The organism is Pseudomonas sp. IT-P253 (genome assembly GCF_949768125.1).
In the GTDB taxonomy this organism is placed as follows: Bacteria; Pseudomonadota; Gammaproteobacteria; order Pseudomonadales; family Pseudomonadaceae; genus Aquipseudomonas.
In genome coordinates this window covers 190,277-215,897 of record NZ_CATKPT010000044.1, presented here as the reverse complement: position 1 = coordinate 215,897, position 25,621 = coordinate 190,277, and the positions used below count along the sequence as shown (strand labels likewise).

Annotated in this window: 24 protein-coding genes, 1 tRNA gene and 1 pseudogene; 7 read left to right on the top strand and 19 right to left on the bottom strand. The window is 59.3% G+C overall.

Annotation, left to right across the window (positions count from 1 at the left end):
- Window positions 1–8: 8 nt before the first annotated feature.
- The 3 genes and pseudogenes from ACM6IR_RS21515 to ACM6IR_RS21505 all read right to left on the bottom strand — a co-directional run bounded on the left by ACM6IR_RS21515 (window position 9) and on the right by ACM6IR_RS21505 (window position 795).
- The gene (locus tag ACM6IR_RS21515) at window positions 9–320 is read right to left on the bottom strand and encodes a hypothetical protein (RefSeq protein ID WP_414909551.1); all 312 of its coding nucleotides are present in this window, start codon (window positions 318–320) and stop codon (window positions 9–11) included.
- 199 nt (window positions 321–519) lie between these two features.
- Window positions 520–588: pseudogene (locus tag ACM6IR_RS21510) on the bottom strand (hypothetical protein); the annotation flags it as partial.
- A 117-nt stretch (window positions 589–705) separates the two neighbouring features.
- Window positions 706–795: transfer RNA gene (locus ACM6IR_RS21505), tRNA-Ser, on the bottom strand.
- 307 nt (window positions 796–1,102) lie between these two features.
- On the opposite strand from ACM6IR_RS21505, the gene ACM6IR_RS21500 reads away from it, so the two are divergent.
- From ACM6IR_RS21500 to ACM6IR_RS21490, 3 genes are all read left to right on the top strand, one after another.
- Complete coding sequence (locus tag ACM6IR_RS21500) at window positions 1,103–1,792, top strand: crotonase/enoyl-CoA hydratase family protein (protein ID WP_414909550.1); 690 nt, start codon at window positions 1,103–1,105, stop codon at window positions 1,790–1,792.
- 213 nt (window positions 1,793–2,005) lie between these two features.
- Window positions 2,006–2,728: a 1-acylglycerol-3-phosphate O-acyltransferase gene (locus tag ACM6IR_RS21495; protein ID WP_414909549.1), complete on the top strand. Its 723-nt coding sequence runs from the start codon at window positions 2,006–2,008 to the stop codon at window positions 2,726–2,728.
- A 232-nt stretch (window positions 2,729–2,960) separates the two neighbouring features.
- Window positions 2,961–3,932, top strand: coding sequence for a magnesium and cobalt transport protein CorA (locus ACM6IR_RS21490; protein ID WP_414909548.1), 972 nt, complete (start codon window positions 2,961–2,963; stop codon window positions 3,930–3,932).
- A gap of 108 nt (window positions 3,933–4,040) precedes the next feature.
- On the opposite strand, the gene ACM6IR_RS21485 is transcribed toward ACM6IR_RS21490, so the two are convergent.
- The 3 genes from ACM6IR_RS21485 to ACM6IR_RS21475 all read right to left on the bottom strand — a co-directional run bounded on the left by ACM6IR_RS21485 (window position 4,041) and on the right by ACM6IR_RS21475 (window position 8,232).
- Window positions 4,041–4,763, bottom strand: coding sequence for an amidotransferase (locus ACM6IR_RS21485; protein ID WP_414909547.1), 723 nt, complete (start codon window positions 4,761–4,763; stop codon window positions 4,041–4,043).
- 94 nt (window positions 4,764–4,857) lie between these two features.
- Window positions 4,858–7,002 (bottom strand): 3-hydroxyacyl-CoA dehydrogenase NAD-binding domain-containing protein, encoded by a 2,145-nt coding sequence (locus ACM6IR_RS21480; protein WP_414909546.1) that lies wholly within the window; start codon window positions 7,000–7,002, stop codon window positions 4,858–4,860.
- Between the two features lie 24 nt (window positions 7,003–7,026).
- Window positions 7,027–8,232: an acetyl-CoA C-acetyltransferase gene (locus tag ACM6IR_RS21475; RefSeq protein ID WP_414909545.1), complete on the bottom strand. Its 1,206-nt coding sequence runs from the start codon at window positions 8,230–8,232 to the stop codon at window positions 7,027–7,029.
- Window positions 8,233–8,832: 600 nt separating this feature from the next.
- Between ACM6IR_RS21475 and ACM6IR_RS21470 the strand changes: the two genes are divergently transcribed.
- Window positions 8,833–9,654 carry a c-type cytochrome gene (locus ACM6IR_RS21470; RefSeq protein ID WP_414909642.1) on the top strand — a complete coding sequence of 274 codons (822 nt, stop codon included), beginning with the start codon at window positions 8,833–8,835 and terminating at the stop codon, window positions 9,652–9,654.
- Window positions 9,655–9,752: 98 nt separating this feature from the next.
- Here the strand turns inward: ACM6IR_RS21470 and ACM6IR_RS21465 are convergent, their stop codons facing one another.
- From ACM6IR_RS21465 to ACM6IR_RS21430, 8 genes are all read right to left on the bottom strand, one after another.
- On the bottom strand, window positions 9,753–10,562 hold the full coding sequence (locus tag ACM6IR_RS21465) for a transglutaminase family protein (RefSeq protein WP_414909544.1): 810 nt from the start codon (window positions 10,560–10,562) through the stop codon (window positions 9,753–9,755).
- Window positions 10,559–11,509 carry an alpha-E domain-containing protein gene (locus ACM6IR_RS21460; RefSeq protein ID WP_008148807.1) on the bottom strand — a complete coding sequence of 317 codons (951 nt, stop codon included), beginning with the start codon at window positions 11,507–11,509 and terminating at the stop codon, window positions 10,559–10,561. Before ACM6IR_RS21460 ends, ACM6IR_RS21465 begins: the two co-directional genes overlap by 4 nt.
- 12 nt (window positions 11,510–11,521) lie before the next feature.
- Complete coding sequence (locus ACM6IR_RS21455; protein ID WP_201113510.1) at window positions 11,522–12,931, bottom strand: circularly permuted type 2 ATP-grasp protein; 1,410 nt, start codon at window positions 12,929–12,931, stop codon at window positions 11,522–11,524.
- A 466-nt stretch (window positions 12,932–13,397) separates the two neighbouring features.
- Window positions 13,398–13,739 (bottom strand): ribonuclease E inhibitor RraB, encoded by a 342-nt coding sequence (locus ACM6IR_RS21450; protein ID WP_414909543.1) that lies wholly within the window; start codon window positions 13,737–13,739, stop codon window positions 13,398–13,400.
- Window positions 13,740–13,952: 213 nt separating this feature from the next.
- On the bottom strand, window positions 13,953–14,186 hold the full coding sequence (locus tag ACM6IR_RS21445) for a hypothetical protein (protein WP_201113511.1): 234 nt from the start codon (window positions 14,184–14,186) through the stop codon (window positions 13,953–13,955).
- A 202-nt stretch (window positions 14,187–14,388) separates the two neighbouring features.
- Window positions 14,389–15,264, bottom strand: a complete 876-nt coding sequence (gene speE, locus ACM6IR_RS21440) for a polyamine aminopropyltransferase (protein WP_414909542.1) — start codon at window positions 15,262–15,264, stop codon at window positions 14,389–14,391.
- Window positions 15,265–15,527: 263 nt separating this feature from the next.
- Window positions 15,528–15,719, bottom strand: a complete 192-nt coding sequence (locus ACM6IR_RS21435; protein WP_414909541.1) for a PLDc N-terminal domain-containing protein — start codon at window positions 15,717–15,719, stop codon at window positions 15,528–15,530.
- An 82-nt stretch (window positions 15,720–15,801) separates the two neighbouring features.
- Window positions 15,802–16,332 (bottom strand): hypothetical protein, encoded by a 531-nt coding sequence (locus tag ACM6IR_RS21430; protein ID WP_414909540.1) that lies wholly within the window; start codon window positions 16,330–16,332, stop codon window positions 15,802–15,804.
- A 178-nt stretch (window positions 16,333–16,510) separates the two neighbouring features.
- On the opposite strand from ACM6IR_RS21430, the gene ACM6IR_RS21425 reads away from it, so the two are divergent.
- Both ACM6IR_RS21425 and ACM6IR_RS21420 read left to right on the top strand, forming a co-directional pair.
- The gene (locus tag ACM6IR_RS21425; protein ID WP_414909539.1) at window positions 16,511–17,992 is read left to right on the top strand and encodes a methyl-accepting chemotaxis protein; all 1,482 of its coding nucleotides are present in this window, start codon (window positions 16,511–16,513) and stop codon (window positions 17,990–17,992) included.
- 227 nt (window positions 17,993–18,219) lie between these two features.
- Window positions 18,220–18,585: a terminase gene (locus ACM6IR_RS21420; protein WP_414909538.1), complete on the top strand. Its 366-nt coding sequence runs from the start codon at window positions 18,220–18,222 to the stop codon at window positions 18,583–18,585.
- Here ACM6IR_RS21420 and ACM6IR_RS21415 read toward each other — a convergent pair whose 3' ends face one another.
- The 3 genes from ACM6IR_RS21415 to ACM6IR_RS21405 all read right to left on the bottom strand — a co-directional run bounded on the left by ACM6IR_RS21415 (window position 18,586) and on the right by ACM6IR_RS21405 (window position 20,742).
- Entirely contained in the window at window positions 18,586–19,383 is a 798-nt protein-coding gene (locus ACM6IR_RS21415) for an acyl-CoA thioesterase (RefSeq protein ID WP_414909537.1), read from the bottom strand.
- A gap of 268 nt (window positions 19,384–19,651) precedes the next feature.
- The gene (locus ACM6IR_RS21410) at window positions 19,652–20,419 is read right to left on the bottom strand and encodes a CHAD domain-containing protein (RefSeq protein ID WP_414909536.1); all 768 of its coding nucleotides are present in this window, start codon (window positions 20,417–20,419) and stop codon (window positions 19,652–19,654) included.
- A gap of 44 nt (window positions 20,420–20,463) precedes the next feature.
- Window positions 20,464–20,742, bottom strand: coding sequence for a hypothetical protein (locus ACM6IR_RS21405; protein ID WP_414909535.1), 279 nt, complete (start codon window positions 20,740–20,742; stop codon window positions 20,464–20,466).
- Between the two features lie 221 nt (window positions 20,743–20,963).
- Between ACM6IR_RS21405 and ACM6IR_RS21400 the strand changes: the two genes are divergently transcribed.
- Window positions 20,964–22,004, top strand: a complete 1,041-nt coding sequence (locus ACM6IR_RS21400) for a patatin-like phospholipase family protein (protein WP_414909534.1) — start codon at window positions 20,964–20,966, stop codon at window positions 22,002–22,004.
- A 124-nt stretch (window positions 22,005–22,128) separates the two neighbouring features.
- Here the strand turns inward: ACM6IR_RS21400 and ACM6IR_RS21395 are convergent, their stop codons facing one another.
- Both ACM6IR_RS21395 and ACM6IR_RS21390 read right to left on the bottom strand, forming a co-directional pair.
- The gene (locus ACM6IR_RS21395) at window positions 22,129–22,827 is read right to left on the bottom strand and encodes a response regulator (protein ID WP_414909533.1); all 699 of its coding nucleotides are present in this window, start codon (window positions 22,825–22,827) and stop codon (window positions 22,129–22,131) included.
- A gap of 69 nt (window positions 22,828–22,896) precedes the next feature.
- Window positions 22,897–25,542, bottom strand: a complete 2,646-nt coding sequence (locus tag ACM6IR_RS21390; RefSeq protein WP_414909532.1) for a DUF4118 domain-containing protein — start codon at window positions 25,540–25,542, stop codon at window positions 22,897–22,899.
- Window positions 25,543–25,621: the final 79 nt, after the last annotated feature.

Sequence of the window (25,621 nt, the reverse complement as noted above, 5' to 3'; positions counted from 1 at the left end):
TATTTACATCATTCTGGATTATCTGACAACTCATCCAGCAATGCGACCAGGCGCCGCCGTAGCAGCCCGAGTTCGCGGGACTTGAAGGCGTGGCGAGTCTGCTCCAGAACCTCGGTGGCCTCGACTAAAGCGACCTGTACCCGCCCGGCCAGCCCTAACTGCGCCTCACCGAGCCAGCGGCAAAACGGCGCGGCACTGCAATTACCCGGCACGCTCAGTACCTCGCAATCCAGTGCTATGTGAACCAACAGATGGCGCAACTGATCGGCTAGTTCACGATCATTGCAAATAATTCTGGCTGGCTGGTTGGACTCGCGCATAAAACTTCATCCGTACAAAGTTGATGCGCTGTTTACAATGCTGTCCGTGTCATTTTATTGCCTCAAATCAATGTTGAAGCCGATCCTGTAGATTTTCCACCTACCCTGTGAAACTCATCACCCTTCCACTCTGGGATTCCTCGAGCGGAGCCCGCAGAATTCGGAAAAATCGCACTAAGGTTTTCCGACCTGTCCAACTGCCGCCGAACTGAAACAGCGCGCCGATGAACGCCGATTGCTCCATGCTCGCGCCGCTGACACGCATCAACCCTTGGTCGAAAAACACTGAGCCATCCAGGGTATGGGCCAAAGTATGGGTTGGGATTTTTTTCAGAAACGCAGAAACGAAAAAGCCCTGAATAATCAGGGCTTTTTCGTATAAATGTGGCGGTGAAGGAGAGATTCGAACTCTCGATACAATTTCTTGTATACACACTTTCCAGGCGTGCTCCTTAAGCCACTCGGACACTTCACCGTATCTCGTCAAACATATTCAGTCTGTCGAGGCGCGCTAATGTAGTCGAAAGCTTTTCTGATGGCAAACTTTTTTTTCAGAATTTTCATGCGGTTAGCGATTTAGTCGTTCCGGCGGATTCCGGGCCATGGCAAACCTGCCAATCTCTGGCTTCGCGCTCCCTTCTATATAGAGGGGAATGCGCGGCTGGCATGGCGGGCTATGCCTTACGAGCGGTAAAAGGGTGACTGATGGGTCAGTCACGGCGCTTTACCTGGCCTACGGCGGTGGGTAACGTCTGCCCTACTTTACTGAAAGGAATAGCGTCATGAGTGAGTTGATTTCCTACCATCTCGAAGACGGTATCGCGACCCTGACCTTGAGCAATGGCAAGGTCAATGCCATCTCCCCGGACGTGATTGCTGCGTTTAACGCTGCGCTGGATCAGGCGGTGACTGATCGTGCGGTGGTGATCGTTACGGGTCAGCCCGGGATTTTGTCGGGCGGTTATGATTTGAAGGTGATGACATCCGGCCCCAAGGAAGCGGTGTCGTTGGTGACGGCCGGTTCGACCCTGGCCCGTCGCCTGTTGGCGCACCCCTTCCCGGTGATTATGGCGTGCCCTGGGCATGCGGTGGCCAAGGGTGCGTTCCTGCTGCTGTCGGCGGATTACCGCATTGGTGTCGACGGCCCGTTCAGTATTGGTCTGAACGAAGTGCAGATAGGCATGACCATGCACCACGCCGGTATCGAGCTCGCTCGTGATCGTCTGCGCAAGTCGGCATTCCATCGTTCGGTGATCAATGGCGAGATGTTCAATCCGCAGAGCGCCGTGGATGCAGGTTTCCTCGACGTGGTGGTGTCGGCCGAAGAGCTGCAAGGCGCCGCACTGGCGGCGGCCCGTCAGTTGAAAAAGATCAACATGACAGCCCACAAGAACACCAAGCTGAAAGTACGCAAAGCGTTGCTGGAGACGCTGGACAACGCGATCATCCTGGATCAGGAGCACATGGGTTAAGCCCAGCGCGCTGTAAGAAAAAGCCCGACCGTATCGTCGGGCTTTTTCGTATGCGCCCCGTTTAAATTCCTACAACCGCTCTAGAAGGCGTCTGACCATTAAGTCGGAAACATGCGCTCAAACATCGGCTATCTCCTACCTCTATAGGGGCAATTGCCGAAGACAGTGCACAACCGTACACTGCGCCACCTTTTGTCCCGGTGGGGCCTGTAAATGCTGTTTGTGTTCCGTATGTTATTGATGAGCCTGCACTTTATTGTGGCCGGTGTGCTTGGGGTGATACTCGGTCTGTGCCGACCGTTCAACCCGGACAACAGCCGCTTGTGCGCGCGCCTGTATGCGTTGCCGGCGATGTGTATTTTGCGTCTGCGGGTGAAGGCTGAAGTCGGCCCATTGATGGATAAACCGCACAGCTGCGTCATCATCGCCAACCACCAGTCCAACTACGATCTGTTTGTATTCGGCAACGTGGTGCCCCGCCGTACCGTCTGCATTGGCAAGAAAAGCCTGAAATGGGTGCCACTGTTTGGTCAGTTATTCTGGCTGGCGGGCAATGTGTTGATCGACCGCGGCAATGCGCACAAGGCGCGTCAGTCGATGCTGACCACCACCCACACCCTGCAAAATGAAGACACCTCGATCTGGGTCTTCCCGGAAGGCACGCGCAATCTCGGTGAAGACTTGCTGCCGTTCAAGAAAGGCGCTTTCCAGATGGCGATTGCCGCCGGTGTCCCGATCGTGCCGGTGTGTGTCAGCAGCTACGTCAAACACATGCGATTGAACCGCTGGCGCAGTGGGAAAATTCTGATCCGCTCCTTGCCGGCGATTCCTACGGCTGGCTTGAGCCTGGATGACATGCCGCTGCTGATTGCGCAGTGTCGCGAGCAGATGCGCGAGTGCATTGCGTCGATGGATCGGCAACTGCAAGCCGCCTGATAAAGAAACCCGCCCCATGCGCAGTTGAGGACATTGCAGGAGCGAGCTCGCTCGCGAAAAACCGGAGAGCGCATGGTTGCACCAGCCGGCCCGCGTCATCGTTAAAGACCATCGCGAGCAAGCTCGCTCCTACAGCAGATTTTGCTGACTCTGAAGCAGCAGACAGGGCTAAGCTAAACATTGCCTGCCACTGCTTTTCGTTAAGCGCCTAAATAAGAAGTGAACCACCATCATGGGTAGAGTTGTTGCTGCTGCGGTTTACAGCGCCGGTAAAAAAGTCACCAATATCACCCTCGACGAAGGCGCCGCGTGGGCTGCCAAGCCTGATCACTTTGTATGGATCGGGCTTGAAGAGCCGAACGCCGATGAGCTGGCCAATCTGCAACGTCAGTTCCACCTGCACGAACTGGCCATCGAAGACGCCCTGGAAAAACACAGTCGACCGAAGCTCGAAACCTTCGGCGATGCGCTGTTTATCGTCATCTATTCGCCAATCCGCCATGAAGGCAAGCTTCAGTTTATCGAGACCCACATCTTCGCCGGTAATGGCTACATCATTACCGCTCGTAACGGTCACTCGGCGTCCTACGCCCATGTCCGACAACGGTGTGAGGCGCGTCCGCTGTTGCTCGATCACGGGGAAGATTTCGTGCTCTACGCCATCCTCGACTTCGTGATCGAAAACTACCAGCCGATGGGCGAAGCGATCCACGCCGAGATCGATGAGCTGGAACGCAATGTGCTGGGCAGCTCGTTGAGCGAACACGACATCCAGAAACTCCACAGCCTGCGCCGTGATGTGTTGCGTTTACGCCGCTATGCGGCACCGATGGTGGAGATCGGTGAAGAGCTGCAGAAGCTGAGCTTTCCGTTCATCGACAAGAACATGCGCCCGTACTTCCGTGATGTGCAGATTCATGTGACGCGACAGATGGAAGACCTGACAACACTGGCGGACATCGCCAGCCAGACGATCGAGGTTGGGGTATTGCTGGAGGCGGCACGTCAAAGTGTGGTGCAACGCAAGTTCGCGGCATGGGCGGGGATTCTGGCGTTCCCGACGGCGGTGGCCGGGATTTACGGGATGAACTTCCAGAACATGCCAGAGTTGAGCTGGCATTACGGGTACTTTGCGGTGTTGGGATTTATTACAGTGGGTTGCGCGGGGTTGTGGGCGAGCTTCAAGAAGTCGGGGTGGTTGTAGTCAATACCGAGTCGCCTGTGAAATTCGCGAGCAGGCTCGCTCCCACACTGATCTCAGCAACATCAAAGATCTAATGTGGGAGCGAGCCTGCTCGCGAAGCGCTTAGCTTTAAACAGCTTCTGGCTTATGCGCCACAAATCGCATCATCCACTCCGCAACGGTAGTGCCGTGATGCTCATGTTCAAGGCTGGCCACACCTTTGGAGTAAACCTGTTCGCCCAGCGCTTGCTGGCGAATGTCCAGCAATGCCCGCGAATAATCGTGGATAAACTCCGGATGCCCCTGGAAGCACAGCACCTGATCGTTGATGTGGTACGCGGCAAACGGGCAGAAATCGCTGGAGGCGATGACCGTGGCGTTTTCCGGTAACGCCGTGACCTGATCCTGGTGGCTGATCAACAAGGTCAACTCCTCGCGCACCGGGCTCATCCACGGCGCCCTGGCCGCGAGTTTGTAGTTATGGGTGCCGACGCCCCAGCCTTGGGTCGCACGCTCACTCTTGCCGCCCAGCAACAGCGCCAGCAACTGATGGCCGAAGCACACGCCCAGCAGCTTGTCGCCGCGCTTGTAGCGGGTCAGCAGGTAAGTCTTGAGGGTTTCAATCCACGGGTCGGTGCCGAAGGAGTCGGCCTTGCTGCCGGTGACCAGGTAGGCGTCAAACGCCAGGTCATCGCTAGGGTATTCGCCCTGCATCACGTTGTAGACGGTGAACTCGGCCGCGATGGGTTGCTGTGAAAACAGACGCTGGAACATCTGCCCATAACCCTGATATTGATCGACCAGTTCCGGACGCAGGATGTCGGTTTCCAGAATGCAGATGCGTAACGACATAAAAAATACCTGACACGTGATGGGAATAATGCACACCCCAGAGCCTGCCTTGAAACACCGTGGCAAGGCAAGCCCCGGAACACGTCACCGGTCCCTAAAACATCTCCCCTTTAGCCGCTTTTTCCAGCAGCAGTGCAGGCGGTGAGAACCGCTCGCCGTATTGCTCGGCGAGATACTGGGCGCGAGCGACAAAATCCTTCACGCCATACTGGTTGATGAATTGCAGCGCGCCACCGGTCCAGGCTGCGAAGCCAATGCCAAAGATCGAGCCGACGTTGGCATCCGCCGTCGAAGTCAACACGCCCTCCTCCACACAACGCACGGTTTCGATGGCTTGTACGAACAGCAGGCGATCACGCACGTCCTTCGGTGAAATCTGCCCGTCGGCCTTCTCAAAGCGGGTTTTCAGCTCAGGCCATAGATGCTTCTGGCCCCCGGCCGGGTAATCGTAGAATCCCCCTCCAGCGGCCTTGCCCGGACGCTTGTATTGGTTCAGCAGCAAGTCAATCACGGCGAATGCCGGGTGCTCAATCAGCGGTTTCCCTTCCGCTTGCAGGTCTTTGGCGGTTTGCTGGCGGATATGGCTCATGAGGCTGAGGGAAACTTCGTCGGAGATCGCCAGAGGCCCGATGGGCATCCCGGCCTTGCGGGCTTCGGTCTCAATCATCGGCGCGCTCACGCCTTCGCCGAGCATGGCGATGCCTTCGTTGGTGAAGGTGCCGAACACCCGCGAAGTGAAGAAGCCGCGACTATCGTTGACCACAATCGGGGTTTTCTTGATTTGCAGTACGAAATCGAACCCGCGAGCCAGGGTTTCGTCGCTGGTGTGGCGGCCTTTGATGATTTCCACCAGCGGCATTTTCTCCACGGGGCTGAAAAAATGCAGACCGATGAACGTTGTCTGATCAGGCACGGCAGTAGCCAGGCCGCTGATCGGCAGGGTCGAGGTGTTAGAAGCAATGACGGCGCCCGGACCGACGACTTTTTGCGCAGCCGATGAGACCTTGGCCTTGAGCTCGCGATCTTCAAACACCGCCTCAATGATCAGATCGCAACCGGCCAGGTCGGCATCGCTTTCGGTGGTGCGGATCCGCGCCAGGATCGCCTCGCGCTGCTCCGGGAGCATCTGCCCACGAGTGACTTTCTTGTCCAGCAGCGCGGCCGAGTGCGCCTTGCCCTTTTCCGCCGCCGCGAGGTTGATGTCTTTGAGCACCACCTCGATGCCTGCCGAGGCGCTGACAAATGCGATACCGGCACCCATCATTCCGGCGCCGAGCACGCCCACCCGACGCGTAACGTAGGGCGCAAAGCCCTGAGGCCGCGAGCCACCAGCGTTGATTTCGTTAAGCTGGAACCAGAACGTGCCAATCAGGTTTTTCGAAATCTGGCCGGTGGTCAGCTCGGTGAAGTACCGGGTTTCAATCAGATGCGCCGTGTCGAAATCCACCTGAGCGCCTTCCACCGCCGCGCAGAGAATCTTCTCCGGCGCCGGCAGGCAGCCTTGGGTTTTGCTGCGCAGAATCGAGGGCGCAATGGCCAGCATCTGCGCGACTTTTGGATTCGACGGCGTGCCGCCTGGAATCGCATAGCCCTTCACATCCCAACGCTGCACCGCCGTCGGATGGGCAACAATCCAGGCCCGCGCCTGACTCATCAGTTCATCGTGATCATTCGCCAGCGCGTCGATCAAACCGGCCTGCAACGCTTGTTGCGGACCAACCTTTTTGCCTTCGAGCAGGTACGGCAAGGCTTTTTCGATGCCCAGCAGGCGGACCATGCGCACCACCCCACCGCCACCCGGCAGCAAGCCGAGTGTCACTTCCGGCAGGCCAAGTTGCACCGACGGGTTGTCCAGAGCCACCCGGTGATGGCAGGCCAGGCAGATCTCCCAGCCACCGCCCAATGCCGCGCCGTTGATCGCCGCGACCACCGGTTTGCCGAGGGTTTCCAGGGTGCGCAACTGGCCCTTCAATCTCAGCACCATCTCATAAAAGGCCTCGGCTTCAGGTTTGCCGACCTTGATCAATTCATTGAGGTCGCCACCGGCGAAGAAGGTCTTTTTTGCCGAAGTAATGATGACGCCGGCGATGGCGTCCTTGTCGGCCACCAGGCGGGCGACACAGTCAGCCATGGCCTCGCGATACACCGCGTTCATGGTGTTGGCGCTCTGGCCCGGCAGGTCCATGGTCAGGACGACAATCTGGTCCTGACCTTTTTCGTAACGAATGGCGTCGGTCATAAGATACTTCCTTGAAGTCGGGGCTCAGAGGCGTTCGATGATGGTGGCAATGCCCATGCCGCCACCGACGCACAGCGTCGCGAGGCCATAGCGCAGGCGTCGGGTTTCCAGTTCATCGAGCAGCGTGCCGAGAATCGCGCAGCCGGTGGCGCCCAGCGGGTGACCCAGGGCGATGGAACCGCCATTGACGTTGACCTTGTCCGGGTCGATGCCCATGTCCTTGATGAATTTCAGCACCACGGACGCGAAGGCTTCGTTGACCTCGAACAGGTCGATGTCTTCGACCCGCAGCCCGGCCTTGGCCAGCGCTTTGCGGGTGGCCGGCGCGGGGCCGGTGAGCATGATGGTCGGATCGGTGCTGGTCACCGCGGTGGCCACGATTCGCGCCCGTGGCTGCAAGCCCAGTTCGCGACCCTTGGCCTCGGAACCTATCAGCATCAACGCCGCGCCATCGACGATGCCCGAGCTGTTGCCCGGTGTGTGGACATGGTTGATCCGCTCCACATGGCTGTAGACCCGTAGCGCAGTGGCGTCGAAGCCCATTTGCCCGATCATTTCGAAACTTGGCTTGAGCTTGCCCAGGCCTTCGAGGGTCGACTCGGCGCGAATGAACTCATCGTGATCGAGCAGGATGATGCCGTTCTGGTCCTGCACCGGCACCAGTGACTTGTTGAACGAACCATTTGACCGCGCTTGCGCGGCCTTTTGCTGGGAGTGCAGCGCATAGGCATCGACGTCCTGACGGCTGAAGCCTTCGAGCGTGGCGATCAGATCGGCCCCCACGCCCTGCGGGGTAAAATGACTGTGCAAATTGGTTTCCGGGTCCAGTGCCCAAGCCCCACCGTCGCTGCCCATCGGCACCCGGGACATGGACTCGACACCGCCGACCACCACCAGGTCTTCGAAGCCGGAACGCACTTTCATCGCCCCAAGGTTTACCGCCTCCAGACCCGAAGCACAGAAGCGATTGATCTGGACACCCGCCACACTGACGTCCCAATCCGCTACCTGGGTCGCGGTCTTGGCGATGTCGGAGCCCTGATCGCCAATCGGCGTCACACAACCAAGCACCACATCGTCAACCTGACGGGTGTCCAGTGAGGTGCGCTGCTGCAACGCCTTGAGCAACCCGGCCACCAGATTGACCGGTTTGACGCTGTGCAAGGCGCCATCGGCCTTGCCTTTGCCGCGGGGCGTGCGTATCGCATCGAAAATCAAAGCTTGGGTCATGACGTCCTCGAACCTGGGCGGTGAGCAAATTCACCACTCCCACTCTTAGGCCGAGCCGCCATGGATTCAATGACCGCAGCGCTCACGTGCGTTGACGCTCACGCTCAGACGAACGGTCGTAAGCTCCCGGATTAACCGTTTCCCTACAGCAAGCTGTCTAGTAAACGGGCGCCAAAGAAGCTGGCAATAGGCCTCATGCCTTTTTAAGAGTAATTAAGCGCAACACCATACGAAATGGATCTAAACCACGAGTGACGCGGGCTCTAAGGTGAAGTTGTACGAAGTTGTCGTCGGGTTTTGCCGAGGCGCTCGTGCAACAGGAAGTGCAACGCTCTGCCGTCATGGAGAAATGCAGGCAGGCATCGGGAAATAACAAAAAAGGCGGTCAAGCCATGTTTAAACATTCGAAAGTACGTCAAGCCGGGCTCATTCTATTCGCCACTACCCTGTTGTTGATTTTGCCGAACCTGACCAAGGTGATCGGCTAGTCGGTTATTAAAAATACGGCGCCAGGGTTTTAACAATCGCCTGATTAAAAATGTGACTGGCTCGCTACCCGGGCCAGCGTGGGTGTGCCAACCTCTATGGCACTTCCACGACATGGACGGCGATCATTTGAAAACGCTAATTTTGTTGGGGGCCTTGCTGCTCAGCACGCCCCTCTATGCCGCACAGCTGAATCTGGAGCTGGGCGCGAGCAGTCGCACCTGGCAGACCGAGGAGCTGCTCAAGCATCCTCAGGTTCAGACCATCACGATTAACAACGACGTTTCGTACAAACGGGACATGAGCTATCGCGCCGTTCCCGTGGCGGCGTTGTTGACCGGCATCAAGCCCGGGGACCATCTGCAAGCGGTGGCGCTGGACGGCTTTGCCGCTGAAATGGCAGCTGCACCGTTGCTCAACGCCAAGGGTTCACGGGCCTGGATTGCCATTGAAGACCCGGCCAAGCCGTGGCCCGCACTGTCTGAAGGCAAGCCGAGTGCCGGGCCGTTCTATCTGGTCTGGACAGATCCGCAGGCGGGCAATATCAGCCCCGAGCAATGGCCGTTTCAGGTCGCCAGTATCAAGCGCCTGGCGCCAGTGGCAGAGCGCTTCCCTGCTCTGTTGCCCGATCCAGCGTTAAAGGCTGACGACCCGGTCAATCAGGGGTTTGCACTGTTTCAGAAAAATTGCCTGGCGTGCCATCGACTCAATGGCGCGGGGGATGCGCAGTTTGGGCCGGACCTGAACATTCCGTTTAGTCCAACCGAGTACTTTGGCGCGGACTTCCTCAAGCGCTACATACGTGATCCGCAGAGTTTGCGGCAGTGGCCGCAGGCGAAGATGCCGGGATTCGAGGCGACGGTGTTACCGGAGGCGGATCTGGACAGGTTGGTGGGGTATTTGAAGCATATGGCAGGGCGCAAGGTTAAACCCTGATAGCCACACTCTGTCTGTAGGAGCGAGCTTGCTCGCGATGGTGTGTCAGTCGACATCGATGTTGCTGACACACCTTCGCGAGCAAGCTCGCTCCTACATTATTGCTGTTGCACCGAGATCACTGGCATCGGCGTCGGCGACACCAACACCTTCGCATGCATCTGCTCGCAACCACCGCCCCGGCGCATGCCGCGCACCGGGCAGGCATCCAGGTAATCCAGGCCCACCGCCAGTTTCAAATGCCGCTCGGGCCGGGCCAGTTCATTAGTGACGTCAAAACTGTACCAGGCATCATCGAGCCAGGCTTCGGCCCAGGCGTGACTGGCCAGGTGTTCGCTGTTTTCGCTGTACAAATACCCCGACACGTAACGCGCCGGAATGCCCAGGCTGCGGGTACAGGCCAGAAATGCATGGGCGTGGTCCTGGCAGACGCCTGCACGCCCGGCGAAAGCCTGGGCGGCGCTGGTGTCCACTTCGGTGGAACCCGGCGTGTAGGTCATGTGCTGGTTCAGGCCATGCATCAAGTCGATCAGCGCCGTGCGATCCCGGCGCTTTTTGCATTCCTTTTGCGCGAACGCGCGCAGCGCTTCGTCGGCTTCGGTCAACCGGGTGAAACGCAGGAACGGCAGCGCCGACTGGCTTTCATGCTCGGCTTCACGCAGTTCGTCGATATCCACCTGGCCACGGGCGCCGATGATGATCGCCTCGTGGGGCTCGTCCATGGTCAGCACGTGCAGAATATTGCCGAACGGATCGAGTTGCGCACGCACCGGGCGCGGCAGGTCGAGCTGCCAACTGAGCACGTGCTGGCGCTCGCTGTCGTGGGGGGTCAGTCGCAGGTACTGGATGCTCGCCCGCACCTGATCTTCGTAGTGATAGGTGGTCTCGTGGCTAATGGAAAGTCTCATGCAGCCTCCAGGTAGGAACTGTGAATGGCGTTGCCCAACTGGCGCACCAGCGGGATGAACTCGGTCAGCCAGGCATGCAGGCCTTCATCGAGAATTTCAGTGATACCGGTGTAACGCAGGCGCGCGTCCATCTCCGCTGCCAGACGTTGCGCGGGACGTCCGTTGGCGCCCGGCAGCTGGGCAAGGATTTGGTCGATTTCTTCGGTGCAGGCGCGCAAGGAGCGCGGAACATCAGCGCGCAACAGCAACAGTTCGGCCACATGCCGGGCGCCGGGCGCATCGCGGTAGATCTCGGTGTAGGCCTCGAACGACGACAGGGCCCGCAACAAAGCGCTCCACTGGTAATAGGCGTGAGCCGTGCCGTCGCTGACCGCTTCGGCCTGATCACCGGCCATTTCGTAACGCGCATCGAGCAGGCGCAAGGTGTTGTCAGCCCGTTCGATAAACGTCCCCAACCGAATGAAACGGAACGCGTCGTTGCGCATGATGGTGCCGTAGGACGCGCCACGGAACAGGTGGGAACGCTCCTTGATCCACTCGCAGAAACGGCTCATGCCGTAGCGACTCAAGCCCTGGTCGGCAATCCCGCGAATTTCCAGCCAGGTGGCGTTGATGTTTTCCCACATGTCGGCGGTGATTCGCCCACGCACGGCATGGGCGCTGGCCCGCGCCGCACCAAGGCAACTGTAGATGCTCGCCGGGTTGGCCGCGTCCAACGCAAAAAAGTGCAGTAGCCGTTCGGCGTGCAGTTCGCCGTGGCGCTCCAGGTAATCGTCCAGCGTGCCGGTGATCAACAACGGCATGGCCAGTTCATGCAAACCGTCACCGCGACCATCCTGTGGCATCAGCGACAGCGAATAACTGATATCGAGCATCCGGGCGAGGTTTTCCGCCCGCTCCAGGTAACGCGACATCCAATACAAATCCGAGGCAGTTCTACTTAACATGGCAAGCTTCCTTCAATCCTCGACCACCCAGGTGTCCTTGGTTCCGCCGCCCTGGGAGGAATTCACCACCAGGGAGCCTTCGCGCAGGGCAACACGGGTCAAACCGCCGGGCACAACCCGGGTTTCACGGCCAGACAAAACAAACGGACGCAGGTCGATGTGGCGTGGAGCGATGCCGTTTTCGACAAAGGTCGGACAGGTCGACAGGGACAACGTCGGTTGTGCGATGTACGCGTGAGGCTTGGCCTTGATGCGGGCACGGAACGACTCGATTTCCGCCGCCGTCGCGGCCGGCCCGACCAGCATTCCGTACCCGCCGGAGCCTTGGGTTTCCTTGACCACCAGGTCTGGAAGATTGGCCAGCACGTGGGACAGTTCAGACGGGTTGCGACACTGAAACGTCGGCACGTTCTTCAGGATCGGTTCTTCGTCCAGATAGAAACGGATCATGTCCGTGACGAACGGATACACCGACTTGTCGTCAGCGACCCCGGTGCCGATGGCATTCGCCAGCACCACGTTGCCGGAGCGATAGGACGACAACAGCCCTGGTACGCCAAGCATCGAGTCGGGGTTGAACGCCAGCGGATCGAGGAAGGCATCGTCAAGGCGACGGTAGATCACGTCGACGGCTTTAGGCCCGTCCGTGGTGCGCATGAACACCCTATCGTCACGCACGAACAGGTCCGCGCCCTCCACCAGTTCAACGCCCATTTCCCGGGCCAGAAACGCATGCTCGAAAAACGCGCTGTTGAAACGCCCAGGTGTCAGTACCACCACGCTCGGGTTATCGATCGGGCTGGAGCTTTTCAGCGTGTCGAGCAACAGGTTCGGATAGTGATCGATGGGCGCGATGCGCTGGGCCGCGAACAATTCGGGGAACAGTCGCATCATCATCTTGCGGTCTTCGAGCATGTAGCTCACGCCACTGGGTGTACGAAGATTATCTTCAAGCACGTAGTACGTGCCGTCGCCATCGCGTACCAAATCGACACCGGAGATGTGGGAATAGATATCCCGGTGCAAGTCCAGCCCTTGCATCGCCAACTGGTATTGCTCGTTGGCCAGCACTTGTTCGGCCGGGATGATGCCGGCTTTGATGATGCGTTGCTCGTGATACAGGTCGGCGAGGAACATATTCAACGCCTTGACCCGCTGGATGCAGCCACGTTCAACGATTCGCCATTCACTGGCGGGGATGCTGCGAGGAATGGTGTCGAAGGGAATCAGGCGCTCTGTCCCCTGCTCATCACCGTAAAGCGTGAAAGTAATCCCGGCGCGATGAAATAGCAGATCGGCTTCACGTCGCCGTTGTGCCAACAACTCGTCAGGCGTTTCGGCCAGCCAACGGGCAAACTCCCGATAATGCGGGCGGACCTGGCCGCCGGCATCGTACATCTCATCAAAATAGGTGCGGATCATGCCGTACTCCTTGTCACCCGGACATCCAGGCCTTCGCAAGGCCCGTGCCATCGGCAGAAACGCTTTGATATCAATCAGTTGGATTATCAAGCCGCTAACACTGCACCAACCCTGTGCAGCAAACGCCCCAACCTGATCGCCCCCGCTTCATTGCAAGGCGAAGTTGTCGCCTATCAACAGCATAGTCAGAGTTGATTTCACTGCCCGGTTGTCGAGGCGGATAATCCGCACATCCGCTGTAATGGCTGATCGAACTTCCCTTTTAGCCGCCTGCCCAGGCGGCTTTTTTTTGTTTTCTGGAAATGTCGTGAATCAAAAACAGGATCAAAAGATCGCAGCCTCGTTTCACTGTAGGAGCTGTCGAGTGAAACGAGGCTGCGATCTCTTGATCTTTATTCCATTCCCGCAAACGAAAACGGCCAACCCTGAGGTCAGCCGTTGCTGAGTGTTGTCGCTGTTCATAGTGTTATGCGAGTCGCCCTCGTACCTCCTGCTTGACGCCCCATCCTTCGATAATGCCGCCCAAAGGCTCAACCACTGCCTCGAAGCCCTGCTCAAAGTCACCGATGCCGTCATAGGTCGCGTACATCACTTTGCTCAGTTCCAGGTACCACGCACCGTCGTCGCGCACGCTGATTTGTGCATTCAAGGATTCACCACAGTAATGCCCTGCCGCCCTGCGTGCCCGCTCCTCGTCCGGGAAAATGGCGTAGAACTCGATGGGATGGAACCGTGAAAAGTCGAAACCGCCTTCCTTCATGCGGCGCAATACCGAGCTGCTGATGTCTTCTTGATAGGCTGTGCTCATGAAACGTCCTCCTCAAACTGATGGATAGACTTTCCGTACTCCCGGCGCCCGCAACCGAATGGTGAAGGCTATGTGACAAACACGTTGCCAATGGGAAACAAGCATGTAGCTGACAAGACCAGACCTTAGCGATCCGTTCGCTGATCTCGCTTGCAGAGTAGCCTCAAGTCAGAGGCGCTGCCAAGGTCTGGTTGAGAATGTGACAGGGGAAGTTCAGATTGGCGTGATGCCGAGGATCTGGATGCTGTTCTGGGCTTTAAGACTTTTGACGCTCGCATCCGCGGTTCGCCCTTCCAGATCATTCAGATCCAGTTCAGCGGCGACAGGAAGGAGCCGGGCCTTGATGAGTTTGGCGGCGTGCTCGTTATCCGGGCACTCGTCGCACTCAAAGACCTCGTCGACTGTTTCACCGTGATCATCCACGAAAGTGATTTTCCACTTTTGCATCAGTGCCTCCTCGATCAAACCCGCAAATGGGCCTATATCTATCTGGACTTTTGCCCTGACTGATCGTTCAACGGTTTACAAAACTGTAGGAGCGAGCTTGCTCGCGATGAACGTGAAGGCGACGCGTATCCAGACAGCAAGCGTTATCGTTCACGCCCATCGCGAGCAAGCTCGCTCCTACATGGGGGTTCTGCGTAAATCTTTAGTCGTTGCTTGGCTTGTTCACAGCCTGCAGGACGTATTGCGGTAGGGCGAACGCGCCAATGTGAATTTCCGGATTGTAGTAGCGGGTGATGATGCCGCTGCCGGTAAAGCGCTGTTGCAAGGTTTCACGGGACAATTTGCGATAGGCGGTATTGGTTGCGCCCCAGGCAAAGGTCATCGCACCACCGATGTAAGTCGGCACGGCTGCCTGATAGAAGTGCCAGTCCGGGAACAGGCTGCGCAGGCGGCCGGCGGTGGTTTTGACTTCTTCTATTTGCATGAACGGCGTGCCGTTCTGGGTCACCAGAATGCCGCCTTCGTTCAGGCAGCGACGGCAGGCCTGGTAGAAGTTCTCGGAGAACAGTACTTCGCCCGGACCGATCGGGTCGGTGGAGTCGGAAATGATCACGTCGAACTTTTCAGTGGTGGTGGCGACGAAACGCATGCCGTCGTCGATCACCAGGTTCAGCCGTGGGTCTTCAAACGCGCCTTTGGAGTGGTTCGGCAGGAACTCCTTGCACATGTCGACCACGGTGCCGTCGATTTCGACCATGGTGATGTGCTCGATGCTGCGGTGCTTGGCCACTTCACGCAGCATACCGCCGTCGCCGCCACCGATGATCAGCACGCGCTTGGCGGTGCCGTGCGCCAGGATCGGCACGTGGGTGAGCATTTCGTGGTAGATGAACTCGTCGGCTTCGGTGGTCTGGATCACACCGTCCAGTGCCATCACCCGGCCCATGCGCGGGTTTTCGAAGATCACCAGGTGCTGGTGTTCGGTGCGCACTTCGTGCAGCAGTTTTTCCATGCGAAAACGCTGGCCGTAGCCTTCGTAGAGGGTTTCCAGGTATTCGCTGTTGTGAGTGTTGCTCATGGGAAGTGCTCCGATGAATGCGGGTGGCAACGGACGGTTACCCGCCCATGATGGCCAATCGATCTGTGCGATTGACCGGGAAAGGCGCGCATTCTACGTCGCGGAAGATGACAGGTCGAACCTCAGTTAAAGGCTCGACACAAATCCTGTAGGAGCGAGGCTTGCCCGCGAAGGGATCGCCGCGGTAAGTCTGACAGACCGCGGCGATCCTTTCGCGGGCAAGCCTCGCTCCTACAGGTTCGGTGTTGTTGTCGGGACACGGCTCAGAGTCTGACGTTGCCGCGAGGTCCGGCGATGGCCCAGATGATCAGGCCCAGAACCGGCAGCAACAGGATCAGCAGCACCCAGATGATTTTCATCCCGGTATCGGCGCCACTTTTCAGCACGTTGATGATTGCCCAGATGTCCAGGACAAGAATAATCAGGCCAACCAGGCCGTTGAACGTGGAACCCATGGTGACGCTCCCTAAGAGTGGTATGCCCTCTTAGGATAGCCGGCCGTTGCGAGGGTTCCGTTTTATTAGCGTCCTTGAGGCTTCAGACGTGGATGGCCACTTTCAGGGCTTCCAGGGATGGCGCGGCAGCGATGCCGACTTCGGCGCACAATTGGAGCACGCGAGGCACGTCGTTGCCGTACACCAGCACCACTTGCAGTTCATCGTCGAGCAACTGGCTGAAGTTCATCAGCACATAGCCGCCGTTTTCCTTGTTCATGCTGCTCATCTGCACCTGAATGCGATTAAGCGCGGTCAGGGCTTCGGTCTTGGCCAGTTGTTTGGGCTTGATATTGAAGTCCACACCAGGCCCGAACGAGGCGACGATCTGGGCAAACAGGTCCATGTAGGTGTCGGCCTGGAACAACACGGTTTCCGGCAGACTGCCGACGACGACCCACTCGCCCAGCGGCATCGGGAATGTGTCGTCGTAGTTGATGTCCGGATTGGCCGTCAGAAAAGCCCCTTGATCGGCGTAGGCCTGGGCCGCTTCGTCAGCGACTTTCAGGATTTCGTCCTCGCTCATGCACCCGGAGCTGATTTTGCTGATGAGTTCGACGAGTGCGGCTTTCATGGGGCGTAATCCTGTAGCGAGGGAATTTTGAAGGCGCGAAGGATAGCGCATTCCGCCCTGCAATTGCTGCGCGGGCGAGAGGCCGAGGACGTTGATCCACATCAAGAACCGATGCGCTGAATAGCGGCACAATGCTGGCACCTTGCCAAAACTGTTTCCGCTATCAGAGAAGACCTCCATGGGTGCCTGGCTTAGCAACATCTCGCTGAAATACAAATTCTGGGCGGTCAACGCCGTCGCCTTCGTCACGACCCTGCTGCTGGTGTTGTACGCCGTACAACTCGAACAACAAGCCCGCAGCCACGCCTCCCAGGTGTCGGCCCAGGCTCAGGCGCGATTGCTCAGCACCTGGCCCGCCGGACAACCGCTGCCGAAGGCCGATAACCTGCTGACGTTCAGTCGAGGGCAGGCACCGTTGCTGAACGGGCAGCCGGTACTGGAACTGACCGATACCAATGGCTGGGTCGATATCAACGCGATGCCGCTGTTCGGCGAAAATCCGTTGATGGGCGCTGAGGTGTTCGCACGCGCCGACGGCCAACTGCTGGCGGTGATTGCCTATGGCCCAAGCCTGACCCAAGTGTTCGGCGAGCGTTTCGCCAACTACGCGGTGGCGGTATTCATTCTGATGCTGGCGATGCTCGGCGCTTCGCAACTGTTGATCCGCTTCCTGCTTAGCCAGCTGAACACCCTGAAAGACGTGATGCTGCACGTCGAGAAAACCGGCGATCTGGCGGCGCGTGTGCCGCTGGCCTGCACAGACGAAGTCGGGCAGATGGCCAACGCTTTCAACGCCATGCAGGCCGGTTATCAGCGTGTGGTCAACACCGTTGCCAGCACGGCCCGGCAACTGGATGTCGGTGCCGCGCAGCTCGCATCAAGCATGAACGAAGTGCGTCACGGCATGCTCGGCCAGCAAAGCGAAACCGATCAGGCCGCCACGGCGATCAACGAAATGACCGCAACTGTTTATCACATTGCCCAACACGCCGGCGCCACCCGCGACCTCTCGCAAACCGCCGACACCCTGGCCGGCAGCGGGCAGGCAGTGGTGAGTCGGGTGCAGCAGTCGATTGCCGGGTTATCCACAGGCGTTCAGCAGACCGCCGAGATGATTCAGCGGCTGGCCGAGGACAGTCAGAAGATCAACGGGGTGGTCAATGTGATTCACAGCATCGCTGAACAGACCAATCTGCTGGCCCTGAACGCTGCCATCGAGGCCGCCCGTGCGGGTGAAATGGGGCGTGGTTTTGCCGTCGTGGCCGATGAAGTACGCAACCTGGCCAAGCGTGTGCAGACCTCCACGGACGAGATCACCCTGATGGTTTCCGCGTTGCAGGCCGGGACGCGCGATGCGGTGGACTTCATGCAGGAAAGCTCGTTCAAGGCTGACGATTGCGTACAGCAGGCACTAGAGGCCGGGATGGCGCTGGCGGAAATCACCAGCGCGGTGGCGCAGATGCGCGAAAGCAACACGCAGATTGCGGTGGCGGCCGAGCAGCAGAGCCAGGTGGCGGAAGAGATGAATCGGGCGGTGGTGAGTATTCGCGACGTGACCGAGAACACCGTGCAGCAGACCGTGAATTCGGCGACCACCAGTAATGAGTTGGCGGCGCTGGCGGGGGAATTGAGCAAGGCGATCGGGCAGTTGAAACTTTAAGGGCCCCTTCGCGGGCAAGCCTCGCTCCTACACGTTTGAGTCGTTCGCGGGTTTTGTGAACGACTCAAACGTGTAGGAGCGAGGCTTGCCCGCGAAGGCGTCAGCTCAATCAACATGAATTCCGAACACGACCATCTATCACTCCAATAGCCAACCTCGATTCGCCGCCCCCATCCGCCGGGCCTATTCTTCAATCATGTGTTCAACATGGATCGAGGATTGGCATCATGGGCAAACGTCACCCCAACCTTCCCGCCTGGCAATGGCGAGCGTACCCGAACAATCACCAGCACCCGACCAATCTGGTGCTGCACCTGATTGCGGTGCCGCTGTTCATCGTGGCGTTTCTTCTGCTTGTTTCCGGGGTGTTCAGCTTGAGCTTTGTGGACATCGCGATTGGCGTTATCGGCCTGCTGGCTGCTTTGGGCCTCCAACGCCACGGTCACAGCCTGGAGGCGCAAGCCGCCGAGCCTTTCAGCGATCGCAAAGACGCGGTGTCGCGCCTGCTGGTCGAGCAATTTCTGACCTTTCCACGGTTTTTCCTGAGCGGTGGCTGGTGGCGCGCCTGGCGTGAGCGCCACCGTCGTCACTGATCAGGCGAAAATCGTCACCGTCTGCCGGCTCATGGCAATCAACTGACCTTGCGCGCTCCACAGCTTGGCGGCCGCATGACCATAGCCGTCGGCGGCATACTCGATTTCAACCAGGTATTTGCACCAGTCCAGCGTGCTCAATTCCAGCAACGGCTGGACGAACTCGATGGTCCAGGTCAGCGTGCTGCCCATCGCCGGCTGTTTCAGGTGCGGCAACAGGGCCGGTGGCCAGGCGTCCACGAGTGCGAGGATGTGTGATTCGCTGACCGATTCTTCCTTCACATCCCCACGCAAGCGCACCCAGCCGCCCATCTCACGGGATTTGTTGCCCGTGAACGGCAGGCCACCGACGCTCCAGCGCATCGCCAGGTGCCGCATGAACTCCGGGGTCACGCCTTTGATGTAAGGCAGTTCCTGGCAGTCGTCCCAGTGCTTCATCTCGGGTGCCGGGAGGGCGCCCACCGCCACTTCGGACGGCCGCGAGGCACCAAAACTGCCTTGAATCAACGTCACCACCTGGCCCTTTTGCATCGCGCGGCCCAGCACCTGGCTGACGGCCTTGCCTTCACGCAACACTTCGACTTCAAAGCTGACCGGCACTTCAGGCTCGACCGGGCCGACAAAGGTGATCGCCAGCGAGCGCACCGCACGATCCTCCGGGACTTTTGCGCGCATGGCTTCGTATTGCAAGGCGGCCACCAGGCCACCGAAACTGGCACGCCCCTGCGCCCATTCGGCCGGAATAGACAGCGCCAGCGGCTGGCTGCGGACGGCGTCGAGCAGATCGGAAAAGCGCATGCAAACCTCAAAGGCAGGAAAAGGATGAAGGGATCTTAACCAGCCTGTAATGACAGCACAGTGCCTGATTCGGCCAAATTGACTGACAGAAAGGCCGGATAACACTGCCAACTCTGTAGCAGCTGCCGAAGGCTGCGTTCGGCTGCGCAGCAGTCGTCAGTCCAATTGTCTCGGTGTAACAGTGATACCTCGGTGACCTGTTTTACGACTGCTGCGCAGCCGAACGCAGCCTTCGGCAGCTGCTACATAAAATCGTCTTGCAGTGGTTTCAAGATTTGAAACAGGCGGCGCTGAGTTTGTCGAGAACCCGGTCGGCGCGGACTTCGGCCTTGGTCATGGTGGTGTTCCAGACGGCGATACAGGGTTGCAAATCGGCTTCATGCTCGGCCCTGGCCAGCCATTGCCAGCAATCGTGCCAATCGCCCAAAGCCCCCTGGGCGGATTTGAGTCTGGGCATCGCTGGTTTCGGCAGCCTATCAAGTTCGGGATAGGCTTCGATGCCGTAGCGCACGCGCTTGATCAACAGGCGCAAGCGATGACGATCATGGGCAGGATCGTGCAAGGCCTTATCGAGTTTCTTCCATTGCCTGGCCAGGCGTTTTTCGATGCGTCGACGTAATCCCTTAAGCAACCCCTGTCGCTGGGATGCCCGCAAAAAACGCGGAAAGGCGTCGAGGATCATCAGCAACTGTGCAAGCTCCGGGCTTGCGGCTACGGCCGGATAAGCCTCGGCCATCTGCGCCATGCGCCGTTGCGCTGCCGCCGGTTGCTCGTGCTGGAGCAAATACGCCGCCAGCACTTCGCGATCACGCAATGGGGTGGTCAGTTGGCCGATCCCGGACGCCGCTGCTTCCAGCTGTTCGACGCCAGGCAAGCCGCGCAAGGGTCGCAACAGGCTACGCAAACGGCGAACCGTGGTGCGCAACTCATGTAATGCTTCAGGGTCGGTGCGGGCACTCAAACGTGCCTGACAGGCCAATAAACGGACTTCAAGGCTCAGAACACGAGCCACTAATCGATCAACCAAGGCAGACATCGCTTGCTCCCTGAATCGAATCCCTTGAGGCCTGACATCATGCCTCAACGGCCTGCGCGTGACTCACGAATGTAGAAACGTGCCTTTTCGGCCTTAGTGGTGCAGCCCTCGTAGGCTTCGAATTGCTGCTGGGTCTTGGCGCCAGTCAGTAGCGACAGGGCTTTGGAGTAACTGACTGTCCCGGCGAAGCCCTCGGCCTTGGCCAGGTCCAGCTCATGCCACGCGGCATCAATCTGGCTACCGCAGCTGTCGCGGTATGCGGTTTTGCCGGCACAACCGGCGAGTACCAAGGCCATCAAAGGCACACAGATCCAGGCTTTCATCAATAACACCTCAAGTCAGGTCAACAATAGTGCAGGTAAGACGATCCGGCGCGTGAAAAGTGCCTTTGATCGCCAGAGGAAACTATAGCGCCCTTGAGAATAATCACTTGCCGCCATGGAATGTCGAAAAAACGACGCCCTCGCCCCACCGAATCACCTTAACGATTGAAGCCCGCCCCTTGATGGGTGCATTGTTGAACCTTGTCAGATGAGGGCGACTCATGAAAAAGCGCGTCGCACTGGTGCTGGGCTCAGGTGGAGCCCGGGGCTACGCCCATATCGGTGTCATTGAAGAGATCGAACGACGGGGCTACGACATCGCCTGCATTGCCGGTTGCTCCATGGGCGCGGTGGTCGGCGGGATCTACGCCGCGGGCAGACTCAAGGAATATCGCGACTGGATCGAGAGCCTGGACTACCTCGACGTCTTGCGGCTAGTGGACGTCAGCTTTCGCCTGGGTGCGATTCGCGGCGAGAAAGTGTTCGGGCAGATTCGCAAGATCGTCGGCGAGATCAATATCGAAGACCTGCGCATCCCTTATACGGCGGTGGCCACTGACCTGACCAACCAACAGGAAATCTGGTTCCAGGAAGGTTGCCTGCACCAGGCCATGCGCGCCTCGGCGGCGATTCCCAGCCTGTTCACGCCGGTGATGCAGGGTAATCGGATGCTGGTGGACGGCGGTATTCTCAACCCGCTACCGATCGTGCCGGTGGTGTCGAGTCATTGCGATCTGATCATTGCGGTCAACCTCAACTCCACCAACCAGCGCCACTATCAACTGCCGGTGATCCAGCGCCCGGCGGCGTTCAAGAGTCGCTTCGACAACCTGATCAGCTCGCTGGGCTCGAAAATGCCCTTCCGCCGCAAACAGGCGGAACAATTGCTGCGGCTGGAAAAAGAAGCGTTGATGGCAGAAGCGGCCGAGATAAACCCCTGGATCGAATCCGCCGAACCCGAAGCCCAGCAACCCGCGGCCGCCCCTGAACGCGACGGCGCGCCGAAGTCCGCCACGGGCTCGTTCATCATCGATAACGTCGGGCCGGCCTCTTTGCTGGACCTGATCAACCAGAGTTTCGAGGTGATGCAGACCTCACTGGCGCAGTACAAGATCGCCGGCTATCCGCCGGATGTCTTGATCAACGTGCCAAAGCGGGTGTGCCGGTTTTTCGAGTTCTACAAGGCGCCGGAGCTGATCGCGCTGGGGCGAGAGATTGCGCGCGATACCCTGGACCGGTATGAGAATGATCGGGAATCCTGAAGTGCTTGAGTGAATGATCGGGCCTCTTCGCGGGCAAGCCTCGCTCCTACAGGGATTTGGAATAATCGCCCCCCCTGTAGGAGCGAGGCTTGCCCGCGAAGAGGCCAGATCAGCCACCACTGAACTAAAGGCTGCCTTCACTCAACAACCGATACCCAACCCCAGCCTCGGTCACGATAAACCTTGGTTGAGTCGGATCATCTGCCAGTTTCTGCCGCAAATGCCCCACCACAATCCGCAAGTAGTGGCTGTCTTCGGTATGGGTCGGCCCCCAAATATCCTTGAGCAATTGCTGCTGGGTAATGACTCGCCCCGGATGCCGTGCCAGTTGCGCCAGCACCGCATATTCCTTGCGGGTCAATCCCACTTCAAGGCCGTCGAGCAGCACCCGGCGATACGCCAGGTCCACGGTCAACGGGCCGAACGTCAGCGCTGCTTGCTGAGCCTCGCCAACCGGGGCCTGACGTAGCAAGGCACGTACCCTGGCGAGGAACTCCTGGATGCCGAACGGTTTGGTCACGTAATCATTGGCGCCGCCATCGAGCGCTTCGACTTTCTGCCCTTCGCTGGCGCGCACCGACAGCACCAGCACCGGCACCGTCGACCATTCGCGAAACTCGCGCAGCACGTGTTGGCCGTCCATGTCCGGCAGGCCGAGGTCGAGCACCAGCAGGTCCGGTTTATTCAGCGCAGCCTGCGCCAAGCCTTCGCTGCCGGTGCCAGCCTCCAGCACTTTGTAACCTTGGGAGACGAGGCTGATGCGCAGGAATTTGCGGATTTGTGGTTCGTCGTCAATGACTAAAATGGTCGCGGTCTGGCTCATGGTGTCTGATCGCTGCATGGAGATATGAGAAGGGTATCAGGCTTCACTTTCAGCGCTCGCCTTCAGCTTTCAAATTTCAAAGGCGGGCTGCTCCTGCAATGGCAAGTGCAGCGTGATGCAAGTGCCGCGCCCGTCGATGCCGTCGGCAACGCTGATCCGCCCGCCATGAGCACCGACCATGCCCTGACAAATCGCCAACCCCAACCCGGTGCCCTGCCCGCCACGATCACCCCGCGCGGCGGTGTAGAACATGTCGAAAATCTTCGCCCGCTCCTCCTCCGGAATCCCCGGTCCCTCATCGCTCACCGAGAAAAACAGTCCGGTGTCATCGACCCCGGCGCACAGTTGCAGACGCCCGTGGGGCGGTGAAAACCGCGCGGCATTTTCCAGCACATTGACCAGCGCCTGTTCGATCAGTGCGGCGTGAACGAAGAGCAACGGCAACTCGGGCGGCACTTCGGTGCTCACCTGCAACGGCGCGAGCACCGCACGCAGGCGATTGAGCGAACTGCCGACGATATCGGCCGGCGACACCCAGTCCCGCGCCAGTTTCAGCGCACCGTGACCCAGGCGGGTCATGTCCAGCAGGTTTTGAATGTAGCGGTCGAGGCGCTCGGCTTCATCGCGAGTGCCTTCGAGCAGTTCGCGGCGATCTTCCAGTGGGATCGCTTCGCCGAGGGCCAACAGACTGTCAATGCTGCCGCGCATCGAGGTCAGCGGCGTACGCAAATCATGAGACACCGATGCTAGCAAGGCACTGCGCAATTGCTCGGTCTCGCCGTGCAGCCGCGCCGCTTCGAGGTCCTCGGCCAGTTGTGCACGGGCCAGCGCTTGCGCCAGTGGCTGACTCAACGCTGTGAGTAAGCGCCGACGCTGGCCACTCAAGGTCTGGCCTTCTTTGGCACACACGCCGAGCAACGCCAGCGGCCCGTCTTCCATCGACAGCGGCCACCACCACCAACGCCCGAACGGCAGCGTGCCGGTACCTGCGCCTGCGGGCTGATCGTGTTGCCAGGCCCAATCGGCGGCGGCGCGTTCGGCTTCGGTCAATTCCAGCGGGCCGCCGGTTTCGACTTTCCAGCCGGACGGTCCGTCGCGATTGAGCAGGCACAGTTGCAGATCGCTCCAGTCGTTCAAGTGTTGGGCCGCGGCGCTGATCACCGCCTGACGGTCGGTGGCGGCGGTGAGTTTGCGCGACAGGTCGAGCAGTTCGGTGGTCTCTTGCTGAGTGTCGCGCAACGCCTCTAATTGCCGCCGTTGACGTGCCGCGAGGTTACCGGTAAGCGCCGCCATCAGCAGGAAGAACAACAAGGTCAGCACGTCTTCTTCGCGCTGGATGCGGAAGGAGAAACTCGGCGGGATGAACAGAAAGTCATAGGTTAAAAACGACAGCGCCGCACAAACCAGCGACGGGCCGAGGCTACTGCGCACCGCCACCAGCAACACGGCGGCGAGGAACACCAGGGAAATGTTCGGTAGCGGCAAGACACTGGCCACGACCCAGGCCAACGCACTGGCCAACACCGTCGCCACAATGGCCAGGGCGTAGTCGAACCATACCAGCGAGTGCACCGAACGCTGACGCGGCGGATGTTGTTCGTGATCGCTGTCGAGGACGTTGATTTCCAGCCCGCGGGCATCGCGCAGCAAGCGCGACGCCAGTCCGCCGCCGAACAACCGCCGACGTAGACGCTGTCGCGACTGACCGACCAACACCAGGCTGGCGCGGCGCTCGGCGGCGTGTTGAATCAGGGTTTTCGCGACTTCGCCAGCGCGCAGCAACACCACTTCGCCACCGAGGCGTTCGGCCAGTTGCTGGGCACTTTGCAGGCGCAGGCGGGACTGCTCGTCGCGCACGCTGCCGTTGTCCACGTGCACCAGACTCCACGGCAAATGGCGGTGCTGGGCGACACGACTGGCGTGACGCACCAGACGTTCGGCCTGAGCATCGCCATCGACCCCGACCAGCAAGCGACCACGCACCGCCGGTGCAGCCTGGCCGAGCTGCCGGTACCCTTGGGCCAGATCATTGTCGACCTGCGCAGCGGCCGTTTGCATCGCCAGTTCGCGTAGCGCGGTGAGGTTGGTCTGGGTGAAAAACGCGTCGATGGCCGCCCTCGCCTGCTCCGGCACATACACCTTACCGTCGCGCAGGCGCTCCAGCAGTTCACGCGGCGGCAGGTCGATCAGCAGCAGTTCGTAGGCTTCTTGCAGCACCCAGTCCGGCAGGGTTTCACGAACCTGGACGCCGGTAATCCCGCGCACTTTATCGTTGAGGCTTTCCAGGTGCTGGACGTTGACTGTGGTGAACACGTCAATGCCGGCGGCGAGCAATTCCTGGATGTCCTGCCAGCGTTTCAGGTGGCGGCTGCCAGGGGCATTGGTATGGGCCAGTTCGTCCACCAGCACCAGTTTCGGTTTAGCCGCGAGCAAGCTGTCGAGGTCCATCTCTTCGAGCATCACGCCACGGTATTCCGAGCGCACCAAAGGCTGTTGCGGCAAGCCGCCGAGCAGCGCCTCGGTCTCGGCGCGGCCATGGGTCTCGACCACGCCGGCGATGACTTTCACGCCCTGACGCAGTTGGGTGTGGGCCGCTTGCAGCATGGCGTAGGTCTTGCCGACACCGGGCGCGGCACCGAGAAAGACCTTGAGCCGGCCACGGCCATCGCGGGACAGGTCTGCTAACAGCGCGTCGGCGCGGCCGGAGTCGCTCATGCTTGAAACTCTCTTTATTCAGGTAGTGATGTGGTGTTTGTTGAATCGCCATCGTCGGAACGCCGCCCGGAGCAAGCTC

Bases quoted from the DNA above. Each gene is read 5' to 3' on its own strand.
- ACM6IR_RS21430 (WP_414909540.1), bottom strand. From the start codon at position 16,332: ATGAAAGCCGCACTCGTCGAACTCATCAGCAAAATCAGCTCCGGGTGC.
- ACM6IR_RS21480 (WP_414909546.1), bottom strand. From the start codon at position 7,002: ATGACCGACGCCATTCGTTACGAAAAAGGTCAGGACCAGATTGTCGTC.
- ACM6IR_RS21460 (WP_008148807.1), bottom strand. From the start codon at position 11,509: ATGTTAAGTAGAACTGCCTCGGATTTGTATTGGATGTCGCGTTACCTG.
- ACM6IR_RS21500 (WP_414909550.1), top strand. From the start codon at position 1,103: ATGAGTGAGTTGATTTCCTACCATCTCGAAGACGGTATCGCGACCCTG.
- ACM6IR_RS21395 (WP_414909533.1), bottom strand. From the start codon at position 22,827: ATGAGCCAGACCGCGACCATTTTAGTCATTGACGACGAACCACAAATC.
- ACM6IR_RS21465 (WP_414909544.1), bottom strand. From the start codon at position 10,562: ATGAGACTTTCCATTAGCCACGAGACCACCTATCACTACGAAGATCAG.
- ACM6IR_RS21400 (WP_414909534.1), top strand. From the start codon at position 20,964: ATGAAAAAGCGCGTCGCACTGGTGCTGGGCTCAGGTGGAGCCCGGGGC.
- ACM6IR_RS21425 (WP_414909539.1), top strand. From the start codon at position 16,511: ATGGGTGCCTGGCTTAGCAACATCTCGCTGAAATACAAATTCTGGGCG.
- ACM6IR_RS21515 (WP_414909551.1), bottom strand. From the start codon at position 320: ATGCGCGAGTCCAACCAGCCAGCCAGAATTATTTGCAATGATCGTGAA.
- ACM6IR_RS21405 (WP_414909535.1), bottom strand. From the start codon at position 20,742: ATGAAAGCCTGGATCTGTGTGCCTTTGATGGCCTTGGTACTCGCCGGT.
- ACM6IR_RS21410 (WP_414909536.1), bottom strand. From the start codon at position 20,419: ATGTCTGCCTTGGTTGATCGATTAGTGGCTCGTGTTCTGAGCCTTGAA.
- ACM6IR_RS21435 (WP_414909541.1), bottom strand. From the start codon at position 15,719: ATGGGTTCCACGTTCAACGGCCTGGTTGGCCTGATTATTCTTGTCCTG.
- ACM6IR_RS21470 (WP_414909642.1), top strand. From the start codon at position 8,833: ATGGACGGCGATCATTTGAAAACGCTAATTTTGTTGGGGGCCTTGCTG.
- ACM6IR_RS21455 (WP_201113510.1), bottom strand. From the start codon at position 12,931: ATGATCCGCACCTATTTTGATGAGATGTACGATGCCGGCGGCCAGGTC.
- ACM6IR_RS21475 (WP_414909545.1), bottom strand. From the start codon at position 8,232: ATGACCCAAGCTTTGATTTTCGATGCGATACGCACGCCCCGCGGCAAA.
- ACM6IR_RS21490 (WP_414909548.1), top strand. From the start codon at position 2,961: ATGGGTAGAGTTGTTGCTGCTGCGGTTTACAGCGCCGGTAAAAAAGTC.
- ACM6IR_RS21415 (WP_414909537.1), bottom strand. From the start codon at position 19,383: ATGCGCTTTTCCGATCTGCTCGACGCCGTCCGCAGCCAGCCGCTGGCG.
- ACM6IR_RS21420 (WP_414909538.1), top strand. From the start codon at position 18,220: ATGGGCAAACGTCACCCCAACCTTCCCGCCTGGCAATGGCGAGCGTAC.
- ACM6IR_RS21485 (WP_414909547.1), bottom strand. From the start codon at position 4,763: ATGTCGTTACGCATCTGCATTCTGGAAACCGACATCCTGCGTCCGGAA.
- ACM6IR_RS21445 (WP_201113511.1), bottom strand. From the start codon at position 14,186: ATGCAAAAGTGGAAAATCACTTTCGTGGATGATCACGGTGAAACAGTC.
- ACM6IR_RS21495 (WP_414909549.1), top strand. From the start codon at position 2,006: ATGCTGTTTGTGTTCCGTATGTTATTGATGAGCCTGCACTTTATTGTG.
- ACM6IR_RS21390 (WP_414909532.1), bottom strand. From the start codon at position 25,542: ATGAGCGACTCCGGCCGCGCCGACGCGCTGTTAGCAGACCTGTCCCGC.
- speE (WP_414909542.1), bottom strand. From the start codon at position 15,264: ATGAGCAACACTCACAACAGCGAATACCTGGAAACCCTCTACGAAGGC.
- ACM6IR_RS21450 (WP_414909543.1), bottom strand. From the start codon at position 13,739: ATGAGCACAGCCTATCAAGAAGACATCAGCAGCTCGGTATTGCGCCGC.